Origin of the sequence: Ottowia thiooxydans DSM 14619, assembly GCF_000422885.1 — a bacterium.
GTDB lineage: Bacteria > Pseudomonadota > Gammaproteobacteria > Burkholderiales > Burkholderiaceae_C > Ottowia > Ottowia thiooxydans.
In genome coordinates this window covers 332,456-353,395 of record NZ_AUGX01000001.1, presented here as the reverse complement: position 1 = coordinate 353,395, position 20,940 = coordinate 332,456, and the positions used below count along the sequence as shown (strand labels likewise).

Below are 20,940 nucleotides of genomic sequence, written 5' to 3'. Positions count from 1 at the left end.
ATCTGGTTGCGCTGAACATACTTAAAACAAGACACATTGCCATGCTGCAGCCATTAAAAGGTATTACGGTCGTCACCCTCGAACACGCCATTGCGGCGCCTTTCGCCACGCGGCAACTGGCGGATATGGGGGCGCGGGTCATCAAGATCGAGCGGCCTGGTGCAGGCGATTTTGCGCGTGGCTACGATCAGCGCGTACGCGGCTTGGCCTCGCACTTCGTCTGGACCAATCGCTCCAAGGAAAGCTTGACGCTGGATGTCAAGTCGCCAGAAGCGGCCAAAATTCTTGAACGGCTGGTACTTGAGAAAGCCGATGTAGTCGTACAGAACCTGGCCCCGGGGGCTGCTGCGCGCCTGGGCATGGGGTATGAGCGTTTGTCCAAGCTCAAACCCGAGCTGATCGTCTGCGACATATCCGGCTATGGCGATCATCCTGTGAATCCTGGCCCCTATCGGGACAAGAAGGCCTACGACCTCCTGATCCAGAGTGAATCGGGGTTTGTCTCGGTCACAGGTACTCCTGAAGAGCCCAGCAAGGCCGGCACATCCATTGCCGATATCGCTGCGGGTATGTACGCCTACAGCAACATCCTGGCGGCGGTTATTCAACGCGGCCAAACCGGAAAAGGCCAGCGCATCGACATTTCCATGCTGGAAGCCCTGACTGAGTGGAACAGCTACCCTCTGTACTACGCTTTCGAGGGAGCAGAGCCGCCGCCGCGTACCGGCGCGAGCCATGCCACTATCTACCCCTACGGCCCGTTCCCTGCGGGAGATGGGGGCACTGTGATGCTAGGCCTGCAAAATGAACGTGAGTGGGTGAGTTTTTGCGAAAAGGTGCTGCAACTGCCCGCGCTGGCCACAGATCCGCGCTTTACTGCGAATTTCAAACGCGTGGCAGAGCGCGTGGCGCTGCGTCAGATCATCGTAGAGGCCTTTGCAACGATCACGGCTGCTCAGGTCGTGGAGCGGCTGGAGCTGGCGCAGATCGCGAACGCGCAGGTCAACACAATGCGAGACGTCTGGGCGCATCCTCAATTGCAGGCGCGTGGCCGTTGGACCACAGTGGATTCTCCCCAAGGACCTCTGCCGGCCCTGTTGCCACCAGGTAGCTGGGACAGCGAACCCCGCATGGACGCCGTGCCCGCGCTGGGCCAGCACACGGATGCCATTCTGGCTGAGCTGGGGTATTCCGGCTCGGACATTGAGGCTTTGCATACTGCGCAGGCAGTTTAAAAAGTCCTCCATGATGAATCACTGCACTAGCGAATTGCCGCCGCGCACCTACCTGTTTGTGCCGGGTACAAGGGAAGATCGTTTTGCCAAGGCGCTTGCCACCGGTGCCGACTGCGTGATCCTGGATCTTGAAGACGCCGTGAGCACTGACGACAAGCCCCGTGCTCGCGAGATAGTCGCTGGATGGCTGGCATCCGCGTCATCGGAGCAGCGCTCGCGGGTCGCAGTACGGATTAATGATGCAGGTTCATCTTATTTTGCTGACGATCTGGGCGCGCTGAGAGTTTGCGGTGCGGCGACCATCGTCTTGCCAAAAGCGGAGAACGCCTCGCAGATTGCCGCTGTCACAACGGGTGTGCCTGGCGCCCGCGTTCTGGCATTGATAGAGAGTGCCCGCGGCGTAGCTTATGTGGATGAGATCGCGAGCGCGCCTGGTGTGTCGAGATTGCTGTTCGGTACGCTGGATTTCGCACTCGAGCTGGATATGGATATTTCGGTTGACGCCAGCGGGCTCGCCTATGCCGCCAGCCGCATCGTGATCGCATCGCGCCTGTCTGATTTACCTGCACCAGTGGCTGGCGTCACGCCGCAGCTCGATGACGATGCCCGGCTTCTGGCTGACTTGGCGCAGGCGCGCAGTTTTGGATTTGGGGCCAAGCTGTGCATTCACCCCAAACAGGTTGGGCTCATTCACGAAGCCTTGCTTCCAAGCGCCCAGGCGCTTGAGTGGGCTCGCCGGGTATTGGCCGCTGATGCCGCATCGCCTGGCGCCGCGCGGCTGGATGGCCGCATGGTCGACAGGCCCGTAGTACTTCAAGCCCAGCGCGTGCTGGCTCTAGGTGGCTCTTAGGCAGCCCTCTAGAACGAAAGATTAACGCTTCCATATTCAAGGAGACTCCATGGCATCCACGATCATCGATTCACGCATCTTCGGCGACATGTTCAGCGACGTTCGCATGCGCGATGTCTGGTCTGACGAAAATCGCACGGCCAAGTACCTGGACATCGAACGAGCCCTTGCCAAGGTTCAAGGCAAGCTTGGGATCATCCCGCAAGAGGCCGCGGACGAAATCGTGCGCAACTGCGAGTTGTCCATGATTGACTGGGACAAACTCAAAGCGAAGACCGAGCAGATTGGGTATCCCATCATTGCGGTCGTTAACCAGATCAACGCCAATTGCCGTGACAAGCTGGGTGAGTACTGCCATTGGGGCGCCACCACCCAGGACATCACCGATACCGCCGCTGTGCTGCAGATGCGCGAAGGCCTGGCATTGGTAGAGCAGGATCTCAATGAGATCGGTGATGCGCTTGCCGCCCTGGCAAAAAAATACAGGGACACGCCCATCATTGGCCGCTCCAACTTGCAGCAGGCCACTCCCATCACGTTTGGCTACAAGATGGCCAGCATACTGGCCGGTATCGACCGGCATCGTGAACGTCTGCAACAGCTCAAGCCTCGCGTGCTGATGGGGGAGTTTGGTGGTGCATCCGGTACGCTGTCTTCGCTCGAAAAAGGCGCCATGGAAACGCAGGCCGGTTTGATGCAGGAACTGGGGCTTGCCCAACCGCTGATTTCCTGGCACACGGTGAGAGACACCATCGCGGAAGTGGGTGCGTTCCTCGGTTTGGTGGGGGGCTCGCTTGGCAAGATAGCGATGGATGTCAAGCTGATGATGCAGACGGAAGTGGCGGAAGTGTTCGAGCCCTATGCGCCTGGCCGCGGCTCTTCCTCCACCATGCCGCAAAAGCGCAACCCCATCTCGTGCCTGTACATCCACGCCAATATCTCTGTGGTGCGTCAGCATGCAGCCGCGCTGATGGATGCCATGGTGGCCGATCATGAACGCTCTACCGGTCCCTGGGAAATCGAATGGGTGTCATTACCTGAGATTTTCTGCCTCATGTCCGGTGCGTTGAAGCAGACCAAGTTCGTATTGAAGGGCCTGGAAGTAGATGCAACGCGCATGCGCGCCAATATTGACATCACCAACGGTTTGGTGATGTCAGAGGCCGTCATGATGGGCTTGGGCCCCTATATTGGCCGTGAGTATGCGCACGATCTGGTGTATGACCTCTGCCGCGAATCGATCACCAAGAATCGCCCTCTGATCGACATCCTTGCCGAGCACCCTGAGATCAACAAACACGTGACGCGGGCACAGCTCGAAGCCATGTGTGATCCTGCCAATAACCTGGGGCAGGCTGGTGTGATGGTGGACCGCGTATTAAGCTCCCCCCTGAGGAAATGACTCCCCCCTGAGTCGCTTGCGCGCCTTCCCCCCTTGGGGGGGACGCAGCCAGCGGCCTGGCAAAGCCAGCTCCGCGGCTACCCTCGTATGGCCTGCTCCGCGGCCTTCTGAGTTAGAACCCTCTCCCGCATGCGGGAGAGGGCAGGGTGACGGTAAGGGGAGTTTCCAGAAGGCGGAGACCTGTGCGTTGGAGACGGGCCTGCCTCCAATCCACCTCGTATGGCCTGCTCCGCGGTCTTCTGAATTAGGACCCTCTCCCGCATGCGGGAGAGGGCAGGGTGAGGGTAAGGGGCGTCTCCAGAAGGCGGAGACCTGTGCGTTGGAGACGGGCTTGCCTCCGGTCCACCTCGTATGGCCTGCTCCGCGGCCTTCTGAATTAGAACCCTCTCCCGCATGCTGGAGAGCCTGATGCAGGCGCGCCTGTCGACTCGAGTCCCAGAACCGGAGGCTGGTTTACTCCTTCCCATCTGGGGGAAGGCTGGGCGGGGCCGGCCAACCGGTGGGGGCAAGCGGCGTGTCCATAGTGGCGCTGCGCGTTTCCGCTCAGGTGGGCCTACTCCACGGCTTTCTGAGTTAGAACTCTCTCCCGCATGCAGGAGAGAGCAGGGTGAGGGTAAGGGGCGTGTCCAGAAGGCGGAGACCTGTGCGTTGGAAACGGGCCGGCCTAGAGTCCACCTGGAATGGTCAACTCTGCACCTTATTCTGGCTTGATGCCCGCTTCGCGGATGTGGCGGCCCCAGACTTGATACTGGTCGGCTACGAATTTCTCTAGTGTCGGTCCGAAGAGGATGAATGGCTCAACACCTCTTGCCTTGAAATCTTCAATGACGTTGGGCCTGTTAAGCGTAGTGGTCAGATTGCGCTGCCACCAGGTACGTACTTCTTCCGGCAGGCCAGCAGGTCCGGCAACGCCTACCCAGCCGATCAACTCCGCATTGATGCCACGCTCGGTCAGCGTGGGAACATCAGGGAATAAGGTGGCACGTTTGTCTCCGGAGACTGCCAAGGCGGTGAGCTTGTTTCCGCGAACCAATGCGTCTACTGAAGGCAAATCGGAAGTGACGAATTGCACCTGATTGCCCACGAGGTCCGTCAATGCGAGCGGCTGACTCTTATACGGAATTCCCACCACATTCCTGTCAATCCCCGCAGCGCGCACAAAAGCCGAGGCGCCCACCTGGCCAGTGGCTGAGCCATATCCATAGTTGAGGCTTTTCTTCTTCGCCTCTGCCACAAGATCTTCAACGGTCTTGATGCCTGAACTGGCGTTGACGACCAGCATCAAATGGAAACGATCCAGCGCGCCGAGGTGTGTGAAGTCCTTGACTGGATCGGCGACGGTCATCTTGGTCAACTGCGGTGCTGAGGAGTGGGTCGCACTGGAGGTGGGCATGAGTGTGTACCCATCAGGTGGGGCTTTCGCCACCGCATTCATACCTATCATGCCCAAGGCGCCCGGACGCTGCTCCACTACGAACACCGCACCCGTACGCTTGGAAATGTCATCCAGCACGATGCGAGACAGATTCTCAATCGAAGACCCTGCAGCGAACCCGGTAACGAAGTGAATGGGCTTGTTGGGATAGGACTGCGCGAAAGCTAAACCGCTTGAAATCAGCAGGCCCGCGCCAGCGAGGAGGGTGCTTATCTTCATGATGTCTCCGGTTGTTTTCTAGTTGGTGCAATATTCAACTTAATGCCAAAGCGGGCATGACGGATTCGTTCACGCCGTCTCAGTTGGCAGAAAGCGCTATTTGCGCATTGCGCTTTCTCCTCGCCGCAAGAGAGCCCGCATGCGCGACCTTGGACGGCAGCGGATGACCGACTATCTCCTCCGCCATCGCCACGCATTCAATCAGTCGCTCAAGATCGATGCCCGTGCTGATACCCATTTCCTCGCACATCTGCACCAACTCTTCAGTGGCTATGTTCCCCGCCGCCGCCGTATTGCCGGCGAAGGGGCAGCCTCCAAGCCCTCCGCAGGAGCTATCAAAGTGATCGACACCCAGACGCAAGCCGGCCATGGCGTTGGCTATTCCCAAGCCACGCGTGTCGTGCAGATGCAAGCCCAGACGAAGCTCAGGCCAGCGTTCGCGCAATGAACCCACCAGACGCTCCACGGACAAGGGGTGGGCCCAACCCACCGTATCGCACAGCACAATGCGTGGCACCGGCAGACCTTTGAAAAGCTCGAGCAATTCTGATACTGCACGCACCACGGTGGACGGGGCGATATCGCTCTCGTACGCGCAGCCGAAAGCCGTGAAGACGTAGCCATCCCGTGGTGTGAAACCGGCCGCCTGGTATAGGCTCAACAACTCCTGCTGTTCAGCCAAGGCCTCCGTGCGGTTCTTGTTGCTATTGCGAATGCCAAACGTTTCTGAAGCGGACAGAAACAACAGCGGCAAGCAGTCCAGGGGGGTCTTTCTCGCGCGATCGAACCCCGCCGCATTCAGAATGGTTCCGGTGTAGTGCACACCAGGGCGTTTGCGGATGCCCGCAGCCACGGCCTCTGCATCCGCCATCTGAGGCACGCGCTTGGGATTTACAAAAGAAACGCAGTTGATTTCCCTCACGCCGGTTTCCGCGAGTGCTTCGATGAAGCGGATCTTGTCAGCCGTTGGAACCATGTTGGGTTCGCTCTGGAAACCTTCCCGAGGACCTTCCTCGCAGATGTTCACGGACTTGGGAAAATCAGACATGGCGCTACTTCTCGGTTTTACCGATTGGTCCAATGTGGCTGGCGCTTCTCGGCGAAGGCGGCAAGGCCCTCTTTGGAGTCTTGCGTGAGTGCCATGGTGCCAAGCTGCTGAGCCATGAAGGTGAGGCCTTGCTGAAGCGTCATGTCGGCCACGGCTTCCATGGATTGTTTGCCTAGCCGCACCGCGGTGGGTGATTTGTCCAGCAGGCGCGAGAGCAACCAATCCAACTTGGCGTCCAATTCGGCTGCGGGAACAATGTGATTGACCAAACCGATGGCAAGCGCTTCGTCAGCGGTGATGGGCTCCCCAGTCAAGCTCATCTCCACCATCTTCCTGCGAGGAATCAAGCGCTGCAGTAGCGCATCCACCTGCAAGGGAAACATTCCAATTTTGACCTCAGGCAGGCCAAAGCGAGCGCTGTCTACGGCAACCGCCATGTCAGCCATGCTCAACAACGCCATGCCTCCCGCCATCACGTGGCCATTCACCCGCGCGATGATGGGAAGCGTGCTCTGCGTGGCTTTGGTGATCAGCCGAACAAGTGGCAGATCCATGCGCGAGAAATCACGCACGAACTGCTGAGTGGAGGGCTGAAGATCCCCGCCGGCGCAAAAGGCCCGATCCCCCGCACCCGTCAGCACGATAGCGCGCACTTCTTCGTCGTCTTCGGCAAGCTCGATCCCGGTATGCAACTCGCGCATCACCTGGCTATTGATCGCATTGCGCACTTCGGGGCGATTGATGGTCAGCCAGGCTACAGCGCCTTTGCGTTCGTATTGGATGAAATCGAAATTGGGCATCGGGTCGGCTTCTACTCTGAAGGTTGAAAGGCAGGCTGGTTAACTTGCTTGGCATCAAGGAGGAGGCCACGGACAATCTCGACCAGTTGAAACGGGCTGTCTGCGACGATGGCACCCGCCTCTGCAAGTGCTTCGCGCTTCGCCATTGCGGTGGACTTGTGATCGCTCACGAAAGCACCTGCGTGCCCCATGCGTGTGTTGGCAGGCGCGTGGCGGCCTACGATGAGGCACACCACCGGCTTCTTCTGGGAGGCAATGGCGTCGAGCATCTGATACTCCTTGCCTCCGCCGATCTCTCCCAGCGAGACAATCACCTGCGTTTCATGGTCCTCAAGGAAGGCTTGCAGGTACTCCACCGGGTTGCGCCCGATAACCATGTCGCCACCCATGCTGACGCATGTGGTCTGCCCCAGGCCGGCACGCGTCAGAAGCCGCACCGTCGTCAATGAAAGTGTTCCGCTGCGTCCCATGAGCCCCACGGCTCCTGGCATGGTGTAGTCGGGCGGAATAGAGCCCAATGCGGCCTTTCCGGGAGAGGTGAGCCCTACACAGTTCGGCCCCACCACCCATAGGCCACGCTCCCGGGCATAAGCCAGCCCCCACAGCGCATCCTGAATGGGTACGAACTCTGCTCCCACCACCATCAGCTTCAGTCCGGCATCAGCGGCTTCGACGAGCGCATCGCGCACACCGGCTGCGGGCACATAGGTCGCTACAGCGTTGGCGCCTGTAGCCGTCGCGGCTTGAATAAGCGTATCGAATACGGGAATCCCATCCATCACCTGCCCACCACGGCCAGCAGAGGCTAGCGCAACCACATTCGTGCCGGCCTTTTTCATGGCCCTCATCTGGTTGAGGCCATAGCCTCCAGTGGTACCTTGGAGGACTACGCGGGCCCCCTCATCCAAGAGAATTGACATTTTTCTTTGTTTTGCTGGAGGTTGATTCGTCCGGCACATACAGATAGCCAGACACGGCGCGAGTCTGTTTGAATTTGTCCCCGCGATAGATGTTGTTAGCCGCGTAGGCAATGCGCCCCGAACGATCAGTCATGACGCGCACAATGCGTGCGATTGGACTGGCCATCGGGTATTCGAGATATTTGGCTTCTTCCCAATCAGCGCTATCCACCGTCAAGATGTCTTCACCCTTGGCCATTTCGACACCGCTGGCCGCCAGCAGCCGAGCCAGCTTCTGGCGGGCGTCTGCGCCGGCCGGCAAGCGTTCATAGATCTCGCTGGCAATACTGACCTCGTAGTACCCATAGGGAATGCCATTGAGCAAATGCACCTTGCGTATCAATGTGTAGGACTCATAGGGAGAGCCCACCTTGAAAAGGGCGGTGTTGAGGGACACACGGTGTCGCCGCTCTAGAACAATGATCTTGTGTTCCTTGGGTTCAGGCGCAAGAACCTGAAATAGCCCGCCGTCAACCTCGCTCGCAGGTGGCTTCACATACGAAACCCTGCTGCCGCGCCCCCGCTCGCTCACGATCAACCCCTCGGCCACGAGCGCTTGCAGGGCTTGCCTGGCCGTGGCACGGGCCACGCCATAAGTGTTGCTTAACTGTTCAACGCCGGGTACCAAGGCATCGTGCGGCCAGTCACCCCGCACGATGCGGCCTTTCAAAATGCTGGCAATGCGCACATACAGCGCAATGGAGTCATGCTGCCCCTTTGAATCGGTGGGCTTGGAGGAATCGAGCTTTGATGAACCGAGTCGACTCATGTCGTCAAATGTCCTTGGGGTGTTTCGTTAAAGTTCTAGCATATTAGAACTTTGAAGTAGGATACGCAATCCCTTGGTTGAATCCCATCACCGGACAGGACTTATGCAGCTCATTGAATTCGATGGCAAAGCTTTGCTGGAAAACCATGGCATCCCGGTCTTACATAGATGCTTGCTTGCACCGGATGAGCCTGCCCAGTTCTCGGGCGATGCGATGGTCAAGGCCCAAATACTCTCTGGCGGACGCGGCAAGGCAGGGCTCATCAAGAGAGCCGATGTTGGCTCGTTGGCTCGAACCGTAGACGCCCTGCGAGCGTTGTTGAATGAGCGTGGCGAGCCCGGCTGGCTGATGCTTGAGCAGCCCGCGCAAATTACGGCTGCGCTCTACATCGCCTTCACCATCGACGATGTCGCCTGCGCGCCCTGCCTTCTGTTTTCATGTGCGGGGGGAGTGGAGGTCGAGAGCCACCCCGAGCAGGTTCAGTGCTTGCTCATCAACCCTTTGAAAGGTCTCGTGGCATGGAAAGTAGTTGAGTTCTTGCGTACGGCAGGCTTGGAAGAAGGGCTGATCGGGCCAGTCAGCCGCTTTGCGCTGGAGCTGTGGAGAGTCTGGTGCGCCGAGGATGCCGAGCTGATTGAAATCAATCCGCTGGCGGTTACCCCGGATAGGAAACTGGTGGCCTTGGATGCCAAAATCATTCTGGATGACCATGCGGAAGCCCGACATCCGCATCGATACGATTCGGTGTCGTCGCGGCTGAACAGCAGAGGCCGGGGAGAATTAGATACTTTTGTGGAGATGCCCGGCAGCATAGGCTTGCTCACCGGAGGAGCTGGGCTGGGCATGACTGTGGTTGATATGCTCGCCGACGCCGGCCTACATGCTGCGAACTTCGTTGACGGCAGTGGCGGCAACGATCCCGCAGTCTACGAGAACAAGGCCAAACGAATACTCCAGCTTTCCGAGAGTCCGGCTATCAAGGGTGTCTTGGTCTACTTTACTCTCGCGGCAGCGTCACTTGCGCCTATCGTGCGTGGAACGATCAAGGCTCTTCAGGAACACCCCACCTCGAAACCAGTGGTGGTTGGCATCGTGGCCGCTGCAGCCGCTGAGGCTGAAATGACCGCGATCGAAGCGAAACGGATTTTTGTTGAAGCAGGCTTCGCTTTCGTCCCTGAGCTGGATGAAGCCATCGCGGAGCTTTCCCGTCAAGTCAAGGCAGGTGCGTCGTCCGCGTAGTACATGCGGTGGTGGAGCGGGCTTGAGCGAGTTCGATGAAGGATGCGACCCCAGAAGGATTCGTTCACACCTTCTCAGGTCTTTGCTGGCTTGGATTTTGGCGCGCGCTTGCCCTTCATCTCTATGAAGAAGTCGTAGAGCTGCTGGGCTGCGGGGGACAAGGGCCGGCCTTTGCGCCGGATAAGGCCCACTTTCCTTGTGACGATGGGGTCTACCAGCGGCACGCTGACCAGCAGAGGATGGTCGGGCCCTGGCATCGCCATCGACGGGACCGCTGCAACCCCAAGCCCCGCCTCCACCAGTCCCAGCATGGTGGTCACGTGCTGGGCTTCAAACAGGCTTTGCGGCCGACTCGTCAGACCCGCCAGGGCTTGGTCTATCAAAAGACGATTGCCTGAGCTCTTGCTGGTAGAAATGAAGTCGTATTGGCTCAACTCGCTCCAACTCACCTTGCGTGCGAGGGCCAGCGGGTGATCGCGCCGGCATGCGGCGACGAAGCGCTCTTCAAGCAAGGGTTTGAACTCAATCTCAGGCTCTTGGCTGCCAATGAAATTGAGGCCAAAATCCGCTTCGCTACGAGCTACAGCAGAGAGCACCTCGTTAGCGCCCGCATCGAACACCTTTACACGGATCCTCGGGTATTGCTCGTGATACCGAGAGACGACCTGCGATAGGTAGTAGTAAACAGTGGAAGGTACGCAGGCAACGGTCACCTCGCCCATGCGGGTGGCGGCGACGCCGCGAATGCCTAGAAGGGTGCTGTCGAGATCGTCCAGCAGTTGTTTGACTTTTCGATCAAAGTCCCGCCCCACTGCGGTCAAACTCACCTTGCGCGTGGTGCGTTCGAGTAGCTTGACGCCCAGCGCCTCCTCCAGTTTTTCGATGCGCCGGCTGAAGGCCGGTTGAGACAGGTGAAGCGCTTCCGATGCCTTGCGAAAATTGGCCAGTTCCGCCACCGTTCGAAAAGCCTGCAGGTCGTTCAGGCTGAAATTGATGGACATTCCGTACTCGCGCAAATCTGCAATGATCCAAAGTATGCATCAATTGGTTTTGAACTCCACATTGACATACCCACGCTGCTGCTGAAAGCGCCGCCCGCGAGTAGACTTCACGCACCATGTTAGACCGCATTCGCTCCTATTCCAGCGCCATCCTAGAGCGCGATCCCGCTGCACGCAGCGTATGGGATGTGATTTTTTCCTATCCAGGCTTTCACGCGCTGGTGTTGCATCGCATTGCGCACGCGCTTTGGAAGCGCGGCTGGCTTTGGCTGGCGCGCTGGATATCCCATTGGGGACGTTTTCTCACCGGCATCGAAATTCACCCAGGCGCCACCATTGGCGAGCGGGTTTTTATTGATCACGGAATGGGTGTGGTGATCGGTGAAACCGCCGAGATTGGTGATGATTGCACCATCTATCAGGGGGTGACACTGGGTGGAACTTCGCTCACCAAAGGCAGCAAGCGCCATCCCACCCTGGGAAAACGCGTCATCGTGGGGGCCAACTCCCAGGTGCTCGGTGGCTTTACGGTGGGTGATGGGGCCAAAATCGGGTCTTCAGCCGTCGTGACCAAGCCGGTACCGGCAGGGGCCACGGCGGTCGGTAACCCCGCCAGGATCATCCAGGCAGAAGGGGACGCCATGCGTGAGCAGGCGGCGGCCAAAATGGGCTTCTCGGCTTATGGGGTGACGCAAAGCGATGATCCCGTGAGTCAGGCTCTGCGTGGTTTGATTGATGGCACCGCCACGCACGACCATCAAATCTCGTTGCTATGGCAAGCGGTTGAAAAATTGGCTTGCAAGCTCGATCCCGATTGCGTGCCGGAAGCCGCTGCGCGTGAAGACAGCTTTGAGGCTAAAAAATTCAACGACCTCGTGGGCAAATAGCCCGGCCCCAGTTTAAACAGGCGTCCGGGCGTTCAAGGCGGTTTCGCAGTTTTGCTTGAAGAGACTTTGAACGAGCGCTAAGGCCTTCCTGCAATACTGCTTAGCTTGGCGATTAAAGCAGGCTCTTAAGGTGTGCGGGCAATAGGCGCAAATTGAGAAAGGTCAGCTCATACATTGCGGACAAGCCGGTGGCTTGTTCGTCGGTCAAGTCGGCCGCGCAAATGATGAAATTTTGGCGGTTGAGCCCCAGGCGCTTTCGCAGGCGTAGGTATTTTTCAATATCCCGGCGGAATTCTCCGCTTTTGCATTCCACACAGATGGGGCTGCCACCGGCCGGCAATACCATGACGTCCAGCTCGTGCAGGTCTTCGTTCGGGAACGTCACCTTGACGCCTCGTGCACAAGAGAACTGGTTCACGTTGGCTGCTTTTAGCGCATCCAGCGTTTGCAGAAGTACGTACCATTCAAACCAGCCGCCTTCGAAGAAGCGACGTATTGCGGGCGCCGTCTGCAAGGTTACCCGAACGGTCTTTTCTGGCTTCTGATAGTAGTAGCGAGAAAAGAAGGTGTGGCTGTAGAGCTCACGACACAGCTGCGTAATGGCCTTTGCGTCTACTTGAGCCAGACGCCCCAGCTCAAGAAAGACGCTGGAGTGTCCTTTGCGATAAGCAAAAGACACTCGGTCGATCAACTCGCCAAACAGGCCCAACCCATCACCCAGCATGCGTGCCGCATCATCGAAATAGCCCGCCGTGTCGACCTGCTGAAGGTCAAATTCGGCGGAGATTTTTCGGGCTGAAAACCAGTCTTTGAGAGGTTGATGCTGCTCAGCAGTGGCTAAAGAACCGCTGCTTGATGCTTCCACGGTCGCGGACGCAGGTGCTTCTTCTTGATCCTCTGGCGCATCGTCTCCCGCTGACCGCAACACCTGCAGCTCGCGCATGGCAGCGGTGTAACGCTCGACCAGTTTCTCCACGAAGAACACGGTGCCATACACGGTGCAGGCGTGACCGCAGCGCGCACAAGGCTGCTTTTGCCCCACCGGCACGATGGCCTCCTCCGAAACGTAAGCGCAGGCGTTGCATCTGTAGATTGGCATTGCTCTTTTTTCTTCTGGGTTCTGGCCTTTGGCTTCTGGCCACTGGCCTATCTCCGAGGCCTGTCAGTCTTTGGGTTTATACCGTGGTTTCTGTCCGCCTGGGCCGTATCGCATTTTTCGGCCGAAATGCCTTGCACACTGCATCATGCGTCTCGAAGTAGGGGCCTCCGATCAGATCGATGCAATAGGGCACGGCTGCAAAGATGCCGTGCACCAGCGGCTTGCCATCCCCATCTTTCAGCCCTTCCAGTGTTTCGGCAATGGCTTTGGGCTGGCCCGGCAGGTTGATGATGAGCGTGTTGCCGCGAATGACCGCGACCTGGCGCGAAAGAATGGCTGTGGGTACGAAGGTGAGGCTGATCTGGCGCATCTGCTCGCCGAAACCTGGCATTTCCTTGTCAGCCACGGCCAGGGTGGCTTCGGGGGTGACATCACGCACTGCGGGGCCCGTGCCACCGGTGGTCAGGACCAGGGAGCAGCCTGAATTGACCAACTCGATCAATGTCTGGCTGATCAACTCTTTCTCATCAGGAATCAGGCGTGACTCGAAAGTGATGGTGTTTTCCAGCGCCTTGGTGAGCCAGCCTTGCAAGGCCGGCAAGCCTTGGTCCTCGTAGCCCCCGCTGGAGGCGCGGTCGCTGATGGAGACTATGCCAATGGTGACGGGGTCGAGTGCGTGGCTCATGATGTCGAAGAGGGGGTGTCTGGATCGGTGTCGGTGTCAGCGGCGCCTTCTGTGTCGTCAGGCTCAGCAAGCTGCTCGCGCACGAGTTGGAACAATTCCCGCCAGGCGCGGGTTTTGCGCGGTGCCAGACCCTTGGACTCTGCTGCGTTCGCTTCCGCTGCCGGAGGGGCATCTTTGCGAATTTGGCGCACCAACGCGCGAAGCTGCTGCGAATCGCTTTGCGGGAACTCCTCAATCCAGGCTGCCACGGCGGTATCGTCTTTAATCAGCCGCTCGCGCCAGTCTTCCGCCGAGTGCAGCAATAGCGTCTCTTTTGCCGAACCTTTGCGTTGCACTTCCAAGGCGACACGAATGGATTCGACCTCTTCTTCGTCGAGCTTGCGCATCAATTTACCCACGAACTGGCTTTGCCGGCGCCGACCTTCAAAATTGGTGATGCGCTTGAGCTCTTCCAAGGCTTCCAGGAGCTTGGATGGAAGCTCAAGGGCCTCGAAGAGATCGCGGCGCAAGCCGAGCAAGTCTTCGCCCAGGCCTTGAAGCTCTGAGCTTTGGGCCTTCAATTCGGTTTTACTAGGCTCTTCGCCGCCGCCTTTAAGCTCGCGCTTGAGCTCTAGATCTAGTTCGCTACCTTCGGCAACGAAATGGCCACGTACGTAGTAGCCTTTCTTGAATTTGCGGGACATGAAATATGGATCAACAAGTTGAGGCGCATTGCGCCAGCAAAGGCGGGAAGCGGCAAGTATGATAGCCGCCACCATGAATAAAACATCTGTGGGCGCCGGACAAGGCGCCGAATCCGGTTTTAGCTACTCTCGCGCGTTTTTCGAGGATTTGGTCGATACCGCCATTAAACATGCCAAAAAACTAGGCGCCACTGACGCAGGTGCCGAAGCCTCTGAAGGTTCTGGACTTTCGGTGAGCGTGCGTAAGGGAGAGCTGGAAAACGTTGAGCGCAACCGAGATAAATCGCTCGGCGTGACGGTCTACCTCGGCCAGCGGCGCGGAAATGCCAGCACTTCTGATTTTTCGCGCGCAGCCATCGAACAAACGGTGCAGGCAGCCTACGATATTGCACGCTTCACAGCGGCCGATCCTGTAGCAGGCCTGCCGGATGAGTCCGATATTGCGACCGAACACCCCGATCTCGACCTATTTTACCCCTGGGCTGTCACCAGCGAGGAGGCAGCCCAGATGGCAGTGGCTGCAGAGCGTGCAGCTTTCGCTACTGACAAACGCATCACCAACAGCGAAGGCGCGGGTGTGTCGGCGCAGCAAAGCCATTTTTTCAGTGCCCACACGCATGGTTTTCGCGGTGGCTACGCAAGCTCGCGCCACAGCCTGTCTGTCGCGCCGATTGCCGGCAAGGGTAGCGGTATGCAGCGCGATTACTGGTACAGCTCCATGCGCGCGGCGCAGGAACTGGCTAGCCCGGAGGCCGTAGGTCGGTACGCCGCTGAACGCGCGTTGAGCCGCCTGAAAAGCCGCAAGATCGCCACTTGTGAAGTGCCTGTACTTTTCGAGTCGCCTTTAGCGGCCGGTTTACTGGGCGGGTTTGTACAAGCGGTGAGTGGCGGGGCCTTGTACCGGAAAGCCACTTTCCTCCTGGATTCGTTGGGTAAGAAGGTTTTCCCCAAACACATCGACATTGCGGAAGATCCCTTCATTCGCGGCGGAAAAGGCTCTTCACCTTTCGATGATGAAGGTGTCCGGGTGCGTGCTCGCAAAGTGGTGACCGCCGGTCGCGTGGAGGGGTACTTCCTGACCACCTACTCGGCACGAAAGCTGGGTATGAAAACTACCGGTAATGCGGGTGGCTCGCATAACCTGACCCTGACATCCCGCCTCACGCAGCCCGGGGACGATCTCGAAGCCATGTTGCAAAAGCTGGGCACCGGCCTTTTCGTGATCGAGTTGATGGGGCAGGGCGTGAATTACGTGACGGGCGATTATTCGCGCGGCGCCAGCGGTTTCTGGGTGGAAAACGGCCGCATTGCTTTTCCGGTGCACGAAATCACGATTGCCGGGAACCTGCGCGACATGCTTGCGGGCATCACAGCAGTCGGTGCAGACGCGTACAACTACGGCGCGAAGACCACTGGCTCCTTGCTGATCAACCGCATGAAGGTGGCCGGTAGCTGAGCTCGCCAGGCGGCGGCACCCCCTGGTTGGCGCGCGAAGGAGCTTGAGATGGCTCCTGTCACGATGGGGGCGCGTCCTAGGGCGTGTTTACACTAAATACACCCCGGCCCGCAGGGTGAGGCTCTGGCAACCCGCACTCAGCGTTGCAATCCCTCGCCGGGTGCCCAACCCGGCTGCGGTTTGCGCCTTGAATGCGGGCCGCCAGAGCCTCACGCGGGGGTGTATTTAGTGTGAACACGCCCTAGCTTGCTTGCGATCATTCTCCAGCCCTCGGCAGTTGCGCCGATGTAATTCTGGGCAGTTGTGCTTAGGAGCCTGGGCTGCGTAGCCCCGGCCAGGAGCTCTATCTTCTAGCTACAGTTGACCTCGATGTTTGTCACATTGGAGGCGGGCACGGTGCCCGAGCCATTCATCACTGTGCAGCTCTGGGTGGCGGGTTGTGCGGCCACCGTGACCAAGTAGGAGCTCCCTTGTGCAACGGGTGTGGAGAACGTGAAGCTCCCGCCGGAACTTTGAACCAGTGTATCGCTGCCGTTGTTCAGGAGTATCACGCTTCCCACCAGGCCAGAGACTACGCCGCCTACCGTATACGTGTTCGTGGAGCATGTGACCACGATGTTGCTCACGTTGGAGGCGGTCACGGTGCCCGAGCCGTTGATCACTGTGCAGCTCTGGGTGGCGGGTTGTGCGGCCACCGTGACCGAGTAGGGGCTGCCTTGTGCAACGGGTGTGGAGAACGTAAAGCTCCCATTGGAAAGTTGCGTCAGTGAGTCGCCGCCATTGTTTTGTAGCGTCACGCTTCCCGCCAGGCCAGAAACTACACCGCCTACCGTATACGCGTTCGTGGAGCATGTGACCGCGATGTTGCTCACATTGGAGGCGGACACGGTGCCCGAGCCGTTGATCACTGTGCAGGTCTGGGTGGCGGGTTGTGCGGCCACCGTGACCAAGTAGGAGCTCCCTTGTGCAACGGGTGTGGAGAACGTGAAGCTCCCGTCGGAACTTTGAACCAGCGAATCGCTGCCGTTGTTCTGGAGCGTCACGCTCCCCGCCAGGCCAGAAACTACGCCGCCTACCGTATACGTGTTCGTGGAGCATGTGACCGCGATGTTGCTCACGTTGGAGGCGGACATGGTGCCCGAGCCGTTGATCACTGTGCAGGTCTGGGTGGCGGGTTGTGCGGCCACCGTGACCGAGTAGGGGCTGCCTTGTGCAACGGGTGTGGAGAACGTAAAGCTCCCATTGGAAAGTTGCGTCAGTGAGTCGCCGCCATTGTTCTGTAGCGTCACACTTCCCACCAGGCCAGAAACTACGCCGCCTACCGTATATGTGTTGGGTGCAACCGTGACGGCTGCACTGACTGCATTGGTATTGGCACCTCCGATGACGACGTTCGTTGGCCCTTCTGCGGAAGTGCTCGTCAGGGTGATGGTGCAGGCGCCGCCTGGTGGCAACTGGCTGCCGCAGGTGTTGCTCATCACAGTGAGGCTGCTGCCTTGAGGGATCGTTGGCACCACGTTGGTGGCGGAGACCAATGATGAAGGGTGGGCCGTCACGGTGATGCTGTCATAGGCGTTGGGCGCAAATGACAGGGTTGTGGGCGAAGCGCTGATCGTCGCCACGCCTTTGGTGCACATGGAAGCGACATCCACAAAGCAGCTCGAGTTCTGATCGAGTTCAAGGTTCTGAGCGCAAACGGTCGCGCCAATGGGAAGCGGTGTTGTAGGCAGGCTCGCAGGGACACCAGATGGGAAGCAGGCTGAAATGCTCGCGGGATCGGTGATGGCCGAGATCTTCAGCCTGGCTCCACTGGCATTGGTGAACTGGATGGGCGTGAACCCTGAGGGCTCTTGCGAGCTCCCTTCAGGGAGGATTGGGATGTTCAGTGTTTCACCACCGGGCTGGGTAAATGACCACATTGAAGCCACAGCGGCTCGTACGGATGGGTTGTAACCCAGGGCTACCAAGCCGAGGGCGAGGGCCAGTACGCCACAAATTGAGCGAGCGGCCCGCTGTGCGTGATTAGAGCGAATCAGCCATGCCCCCAAGGCTGCCAGTAGTGCAGCCATCAAGGTAAGCGTCCAAAAGCCGCTCGTAGGGACTGCGGCTATCGCTGCGGAGCCGGGAACAGGCGTTGTGGTGATGGTTTGCGCGAAACCTGAAGTGCCAGTCAGGGCGGCTGCTGTGCCCGCTGCGATGGCTTTGACCCAGGATGAGCTGTTTGATGGGCCCGTGCCGATTTGCACTTCCAACTTTTTTTCCCGCATCTGTACCCTTTGATTTGGTCATTCGTGCAAGTGGAATCAAACGGTGATTCACATTCCTTGCACCAGATGCGGCAAATTTTATTTCATTTGATTACATTTTTATTATTTTTTGAAAGAACTGTCGACAGTCTGGTTTCATGAGTTGGAAGTCCGTTGAAAAACCAAATCTGTCGACATCGGTGTCAGCTTCCTGGTAACCAGTCAACTCAATCCTGGCCTGCGAGGTTATTGGGCGGCCGCTGGAACCCCGGGCGCTCTCCTGGTCGCATGGGTTGCGGGCGTTGTTGGGACTGCCTCTGCTGTTCCATTTGCTGGCGGTGCTGCTGCTGTTGTTCGCGCCACTGGTTTTGTTGCTGCTGAGCGGCCTGGCGCTGATGATCCAGCTGCTGCCGTTGTTCTTGCTGTTGCTGAAACTGCCTGTGCTGCTGTTGCTGCTGCTCGCGTTGTTGCTGTATCTGGCGCTGTTGGTGATCGCGCATGGCCCGCTGCTGCTCAGCGATGACCTGCTGTTCACGTAGCTGCTGTGCCCCACGTTCGCGCTCCATTTGTTGCTGCTGGTCGCGTTGGCGATCAAATCGGTGTTGTTCCTGCTGTTGCTGGATCCGCCAAGCCTGTGATTCACGTGAGCGGTCATCCCCCATCTGCGGTTGACCTCCAGGGCGACGGTTCTCAAACCCGGGTTGATATGGGCGATCGCCACCAGCGTTGTAGCCGGGCGCTGGCATTGGGGAAGATCGATTCGGGATGGCGCCAAAATACCCACTGCCAGGGTTGCGCGGGCCGGATATGCCCGGCAAGTTGGGGCGCGGTGGTGGCGGCACAATGCGCGCGCCATTCCACTGGCCGGGCGGGAGGCGGCTGCCGTCGGTAAAGCGAGGTCTGCGGCCTTCGCCTATGCCGAATTGATCGCGCGCGACCACGCTGATCGCGTTCGGGTGGCGTTGGAAGAAATAATTGGAACCTCGCGGAGGAACGCGTGAGTTGGCCCATGGGTTCAGGGCGCGCATGTAACGCGGGCTGGCTCGGTAACCAGGCTCCCAATACTCGCCTGGGGCCAGGGGGAACCAGGCGGCGCCAGGGCCTCCGTTTCCAAGCGATATACCCCAACTTGTGTCACCGCTGGTGCCACCCATGAAGCCCACCAGCGCAGGCGAATACACGGGGCGCCGCACGACCGGGCCGGGTACCCAAGCCCAACGTGGGCCAATTTGCGCCCAGCGGCCATAGTGAAACGGTGCAAAACCCCAGGGTGCGGCATCTACCCATGTCCAGCCCCATGGATCGACCCAGCGCCACTGACCATCGCGGTAAGGGGCCCAGTTCGCATCGGACACCCTCGGAAACCAAACGGCGCCATGCGTGGCATCCTGATTCCAGTCGCCATAGGCGTCTAACTGTTGATAGCCTGGTACGCCTGGGGACACATAACGCGCGGAAGCTGAGCGATCATCCAGTACATCCCTTGAGGCAACCCATTGATCGAAGGTGTCTCGGTAGCTGATGATTCCCCGGGTGGCACCACCGAGCGAGCGTCCAGTGAGGATCAATTGTTCGCCGGCTCCCACGTTGACCGATTGACCTGCTTCGCCATACACGGTGGCACTTCCTTTGTGTATGGACAAGCGAGTAGTGTCTGAGCGCGGATCTACATCGAAACGGTATTCCCCTGGCTGATTGGCTACCAAAGCGATGTTAGGTGTGCCGATCTCAAAGCGTTCACCTTGCTGAAGTTCGCGTACACGGGCGGAAAGGGTGCCACTGGTTAATGCGAGGCGAGTTCCGTCGTCATCCAATTCGGTGATTTCCAGCTCGGATTTACCTGATAGACGGAAGGCTGACCATCCGCTGTGCAATTCGGTGCGTGAGCCGTTTTCCGTTGCCAATCGAGCCCCGGAGGTCACTGGCATATTGAGAACGGCGGGAGACCAACTGCCGCTGCCGTCCGTTGCCAGCACAGCCGTGCCTTCCTGGAGGCTGATGTAGGCCACCCGATCCGGCGGATCTACCTGCTCAGCCTGTGCCCATGCCAGCGTAGAGCCCGCCAACATGAAGGTGGCAACCAGCCAGTGCCGAATTTTGAGATGAAAAGTGGATGTTTGCATGGCTCAAGTAGGGGCAAGGGGAGGGCGCAGAAAAAGGGCCCCACGCTCCTCCGCTTCGCGTGGTCCGCTGCCCCCGAGGGGGCACCTTTTTGTTTTGGGACGGACCGGCAACAAAAAATGCTGGTTTTGCCCAGTCTACTCAACGCGGCAGACTGGTGAACGGTTTGCCTGGAAATTCCTTGCACTGCAAAGCTGCGATGTTAATTGCAACAGTATGCAAAGCCAGAGGTCAGTGGATGCTGACTTGGCGGGGCTTGGGGTCTTGCTTTGCCTCGCCTTGCGAGCGCTGTGCTTGTGCGGGTTGTCAGTCGCACGCGACGGTTCTTACTCCCTCTACCGCATGCGGGAGAGACTGATGCAGGCGCGCCTGCCGACTTGAGCCCCAGAACCTGAGGCTGGTTTTACTCCCTCTCCCCCTGGGAGAGGGTGGGGGTGAGGGCAAGCGGCGGTCGATTGAAGCGCTGCGGTTGTAAGTCCCTTCTCCTCTTGTATTGAGGTCGGAGGCCGGGATTGCCCCCGGCAGTGCAGTCCCTTTCTTTGCTCGCACAAAGCAAGGAACCAAAGAAATGCGACCCCAAGTCCGTGTCCCTGCGCTGCGCTTCGGGCACCCTCCGGTGCTCAGGCAAGGGGCGGTGCGGCAGAACTCTCTTCTTTCGCTTCGCTCATTACGTTCAAACAGCTGCCGCAAGCTAGGGCGTGTTCACACTAAATTCGCCCCCGCGTGAGGTTCTGGCGAGCCGCAATCAAGGCGCAAACCGCAGCCGGGTTGGACACCCGGCGAGGGTTTGCAACGCCGAGTGCGG

17 protein-coding genes are annotated in these 20,940 nt (G+C 58.8%); 6 read left to right on the top strand and 11 right to left on the bottom strand.

Annotated features, from left to right (window positions below; genetic code table 11):
- Positions 1-44: 44 nt before the first annotated feature.
- From G518_RS0101785 to G518_RS0101775, 3 genes are read left to right on the top strand one after another with little or no spacing between them, the layout of a single operon-like run.
- Positions 45-1,235, top strand: a complete 1,191-nt coding sequence (locus G518_RS0101785; RefSeq protein WP_028601051.1) for a CaiB/BaiF CoA transferase family protein — start codon at positions 45-47, stop codon at positions 1,233-1,235.
- 13 nt (positions 1,236-1,248) lie between these two features.
- Positions 1,249-2,085, top strand: coding sequence for an HpcH/HpaI aldolase/citrate lyase family protein (locus G518_RS0101780; RefSeq protein ID WP_036593375.1), 837 nt, complete (start codon positions 1,249-1,251; stop codon positions 2,083-2,085).
- Between the two features lie 49 nt (positions 2,086-2,134).
- A complete protein-coding gene (locus tag G518_RS0101775; protein WP_028601049.1) occupies positions 2,135-3,487 on the top strand; it encodes a class-II fumarase/aspartase family protein in 1,353 nt (450 codons plus the stop codon).
- A gap of 697 nt (positions 3,488-4,184) precedes the next feature.
- Here G518_RS0101775 and G518_RS0101770 read toward each other — a convergent pair.
- The 5 genes from G518_RS0101770 to G518_RS0101750 form a co-directional block, all read right to left on the bottom strand.
- Positions 4,185-5,141 carry a Bug family tripartite tricarboxylate transporter substrate binding protein gene (locus G518_RS0101770; RefSeq protein ID WP_028601048.1) on the bottom strand — a complete coding sequence of 319 codons (957 nt, stop codon included), beginning with the start codon at positions 5,139-5,141 and terminating at the stop codon, positions 4,185-4,187.
- A 79-nt stretch (positions 5,142-5,220) separates the two neighbouring features.
- The gene (locus G518_RS0101765; RefSeq protein ID WP_028601047.1) at positions 5,221-6,189 is read right to left on the bottom strand and encodes a hydroxymethylglutaryl-CoA lyase; all 969 of its coding nucleotides are present in this window, start codon (positions 6,187-6,189) and stop codon (positions 5,221-5,223) included.
- Positions 6,190-6,206: 17 nt separating this feature from the next.
- Positions 6,207-6,989: an enoyl-CoA hydratase-related protein gene (locus G518_RS0101760; RefSeq protein ID WP_028601046.1), complete on the bottom strand. Its 783-nt coding sequence runs from the start codon at positions 6,987-6,989 to the stop codon at positions 6,207-6,209.
- A gap of 11 nt (positions 6,990-7,000) precedes the next feature.
- A complete protein-coding gene (locus tag G518_RS33490; RefSeq protein ID WP_051235838.1) occupies positions 7,001-7,909 on the bottom strand; it encodes a succinate--CoA ligase subunit alpha in 909 nt (302 codons plus the stop codon).
- The gene (locus tag G518_RS0101750) at positions 7,890-8,717 is read right to left on the bottom strand and encodes a GntR family transcriptional regulator (RefSeq protein ID WP_028601045.1); all 828 of its coding nucleotides are present in this window, start codon (positions 8,715-8,717) and stop codon (positions 7,890-7,892) included. Before G518_RS0101750 ends, G518_RS33490 begins: the two co-directional genes overlap by 20 nt.
- A 103-nt stretch (positions 8,718-8,820) precedes the next feature.
- On the opposite strand from G518_RS0101750, the gene G518_RS0101745 reads away from it, so the two are divergent.
- Positions 8,821-9,957, top strand: coding sequence for an ATP-grasp domain-containing protein (locus G518_RS0101745; protein ID WP_028601044.1), 1,137 nt, complete (start codon positions 8,821-8,823; stop codon positions 9,955-9,957).
- Positions 9,958-10,031: 74 nt separating this feature from the next.
- Here G518_RS0101745 and G518_RS0101740 read toward each other — a convergent pair whose 3' ends face one another.
- Complete coding sequence (locus G518_RS0101740) at positions 10,032-10,958, bottom strand: LysR family transcriptional regulator (protein ID WP_028601043.1); 927 nt, start codon at positions 10,956-10,958, stop codon at positions 10,032-10,034.
- Between the two features lie 116 nt (positions 10,959-11,074).
- Between G518_RS0101740 and cysE the strand changes: the two genes are divergently transcribed.
- Positions 11,075-11,845, top strand: a complete 771-nt coding sequence (gene cysE, locus G518_RS0101735) for a serine O-acetyltransferase (protein ID WP_028601042.1) — start codon at positions 11,075-11,077, stop codon at positions 11,843-11,845.
- Positions 11,846-11,957: 112 nt separating this feature from the next.
- On the opposite strand, the gene G518_RS0101730 is transcribed toward cysE, so the two are convergent.
- From G518_RS0101730 to yjgA, 3 genes are all read right to left on the bottom strand, one after another.
- Positions 11,958-12,944 (bottom strand): hypothetical protein, encoded by a 987-nt coding sequence (locus tag G518_RS0101730; protein WP_028601041.1) that lies wholly within the window; start codon positions 12,942-12,944, stop codon positions 11,958-11,960.
- A 76-nt stretch (positions 12,945-13,020) separates the two neighbouring features.
- Positions 13,021-13,629 (bottom strand): molybdopterin adenylyltransferase, encoded by a 609-nt coding sequence (gene mog / locus G518_RS0101725; RefSeq protein WP_028601040.1) that lies wholly within the window; start codon positions 13,627-13,629, stop codon positions 13,021-13,023.
- Complete coding sequence (yjgA, locus tag G518_RS33485) at positions 13,626-14,312, bottom strand: ribosome biogenesis factor YjgA (protein WP_036593369.1); 687 nt, start codon at positions 14,310-14,312, stop codon at positions 13,626-13,628. Before yjgA ends, mog begins: the two co-directional genes overlap by 4 nt.
- Before the next feature lie 73 nt (positions 14,313-14,385).
- Here yjgA and pmbA point away from each other — a divergent pair, with 73 nt between their 5' ends.
- The gene (pmbA, locus tag G518_RS0101715; RefSeq protein WP_036593180.1) at positions 14,386-15,768 is read left to right on the top strand and encodes a metalloprotease PmbA; all 1,383 of its coding nucleotides are present in this window, start codon (positions 14,386-14,388) and stop codon (positions 15,766-15,768) included.
- Positions 15,769-16,118: 350 nt separating this feature from the next.
- Here the strand turns inward: pmbA and G518_RS38190 are convergent, their stop codons facing one another.
- Complete coding sequence (locus G518_RS38190; RefSeq protein WP_051235836.1) at positions 16,119-18,035, bottom strand: midcut-by-XrtH protein; 1,917 nt, start codon at positions 18,033-18,035, stop codon at positions 16,119-16,121.
- Between the two features lie 206 nt (positions 18,036-18,241).
- Entirely contained in the window at positions 18,242-20,137 is a 1,896-nt protein-coding gene (locus G518_RS33475; protein ID WP_051235834.1) for a DUF6600 domain-containing protein, read from the bottom strand.
- Positions 20,138-20,940: the final 803 nt, after the last annotated feature.

Coding starts and splice junctions, on each gene's coding strand:
- G518_RS0101780 (WP_036593375.1), top strand. CDS start 1,249: ATGAATCACTGCACTAGCGAATTGCCGCCGCGCACCTACCTGTTTGTG.
- G518_RS0101775 (WP_028601049.1), top strand. CDS start 2,135: ATGGCATCCACGATCATCGATTCACGCATCTTCGGCGACATGTTCAGC.
- G518_RS0101770 (WP_028601048.1), bottom strand. CDS start 5,141: ATGAAGATAAGCACCCTCCTCGCTGGCGCGGGCCTGCTGATTTCAAGC.
- G518_RS0101765 (WP_028601047.1), bottom strand. CDS start 6,189: ATGTCTGATTTTCCCAAGTCCGTGAACATCTGCGAGGAAGGTCCTCGG.
- G518_RS0101760 (WP_028601046.1), bottom strand. CDS start 6,989: ATGCCCAATTTCGATTTCATCCAATACGAACGCAAAGGCGCTGTAGCC.
- G518_RS33490 (WP_051235838.1), bottom strand. CDS start 7,909: ATGTCAATTCTCTTGGATGAGGGGGCCCGCGTAGTCCTCCAAGGTACC.
- G518_RS0101750 (WP_028601045.1), bottom strand. CDS start 8,717: ATGAGTCGACTCGGTTCATCAAAGCTCGATTCCTCCAAGCCCACCGAT.
- G518_RS0101745 (WP_028601044.1), top strand. CDS start 8,821: ATGCAGCTCATTGAATTCGATGGCAAAGCTTTGCTGGAAAACCATGGC.
- G518_RS0101740 (WP_028601043.1), bottom strand. CDS start 10,958: ATGTCCATCAATTTCAGCCTGAACGACCTGCAGGCTTTTCGAACGGTG.
- cysE (WP_028601042.1), top strand. CDS start 11,075: ATGTTAGACCGCATTCGCTCCTATTCCAGCGCCATCCTAGAGCGCGAT.
- G518_RS0101730 (WP_028601041.1), bottom strand. CDS start 12,944: ATGCCAATCTACAGATGCAACGCCTGCGCTTACGTTTCGGAGGAGGCC.
- mog (WP_028601040.1), bottom strand. CDS start 13,629: ATGAGCCACGCACTCGACCCCGTCACCATTGGCATAGTCTCCATCAGC.
- yjgA (WP_036593369.1), bottom strand. CDS start 14,312: ATGTCCCGCAAATTCAAGAAAGGCTACTACGTACGTGGCCATTTCGTT.
- pmbA (WP_036593180.1), top strand. CDS start 14,386: ATGAATAAAACATCTGTGGGCGCCGGACAAGGCGCCGAATCCGGTTTT.
- G518_RS38190 (WP_051235836.1), bottom strand. CDS start 18,035: ATGCGGGAAAAAAAGTTGGAAGTGCAAATCGGCACGGGCCCATCAAAC.
- G518_RS33475 (WP_051235834.1), bottom strand. CDS start 20,137: ATGCAAACATCCACTTTTCATCTCAAAATTCGGCACTGGCTGGTTGCC.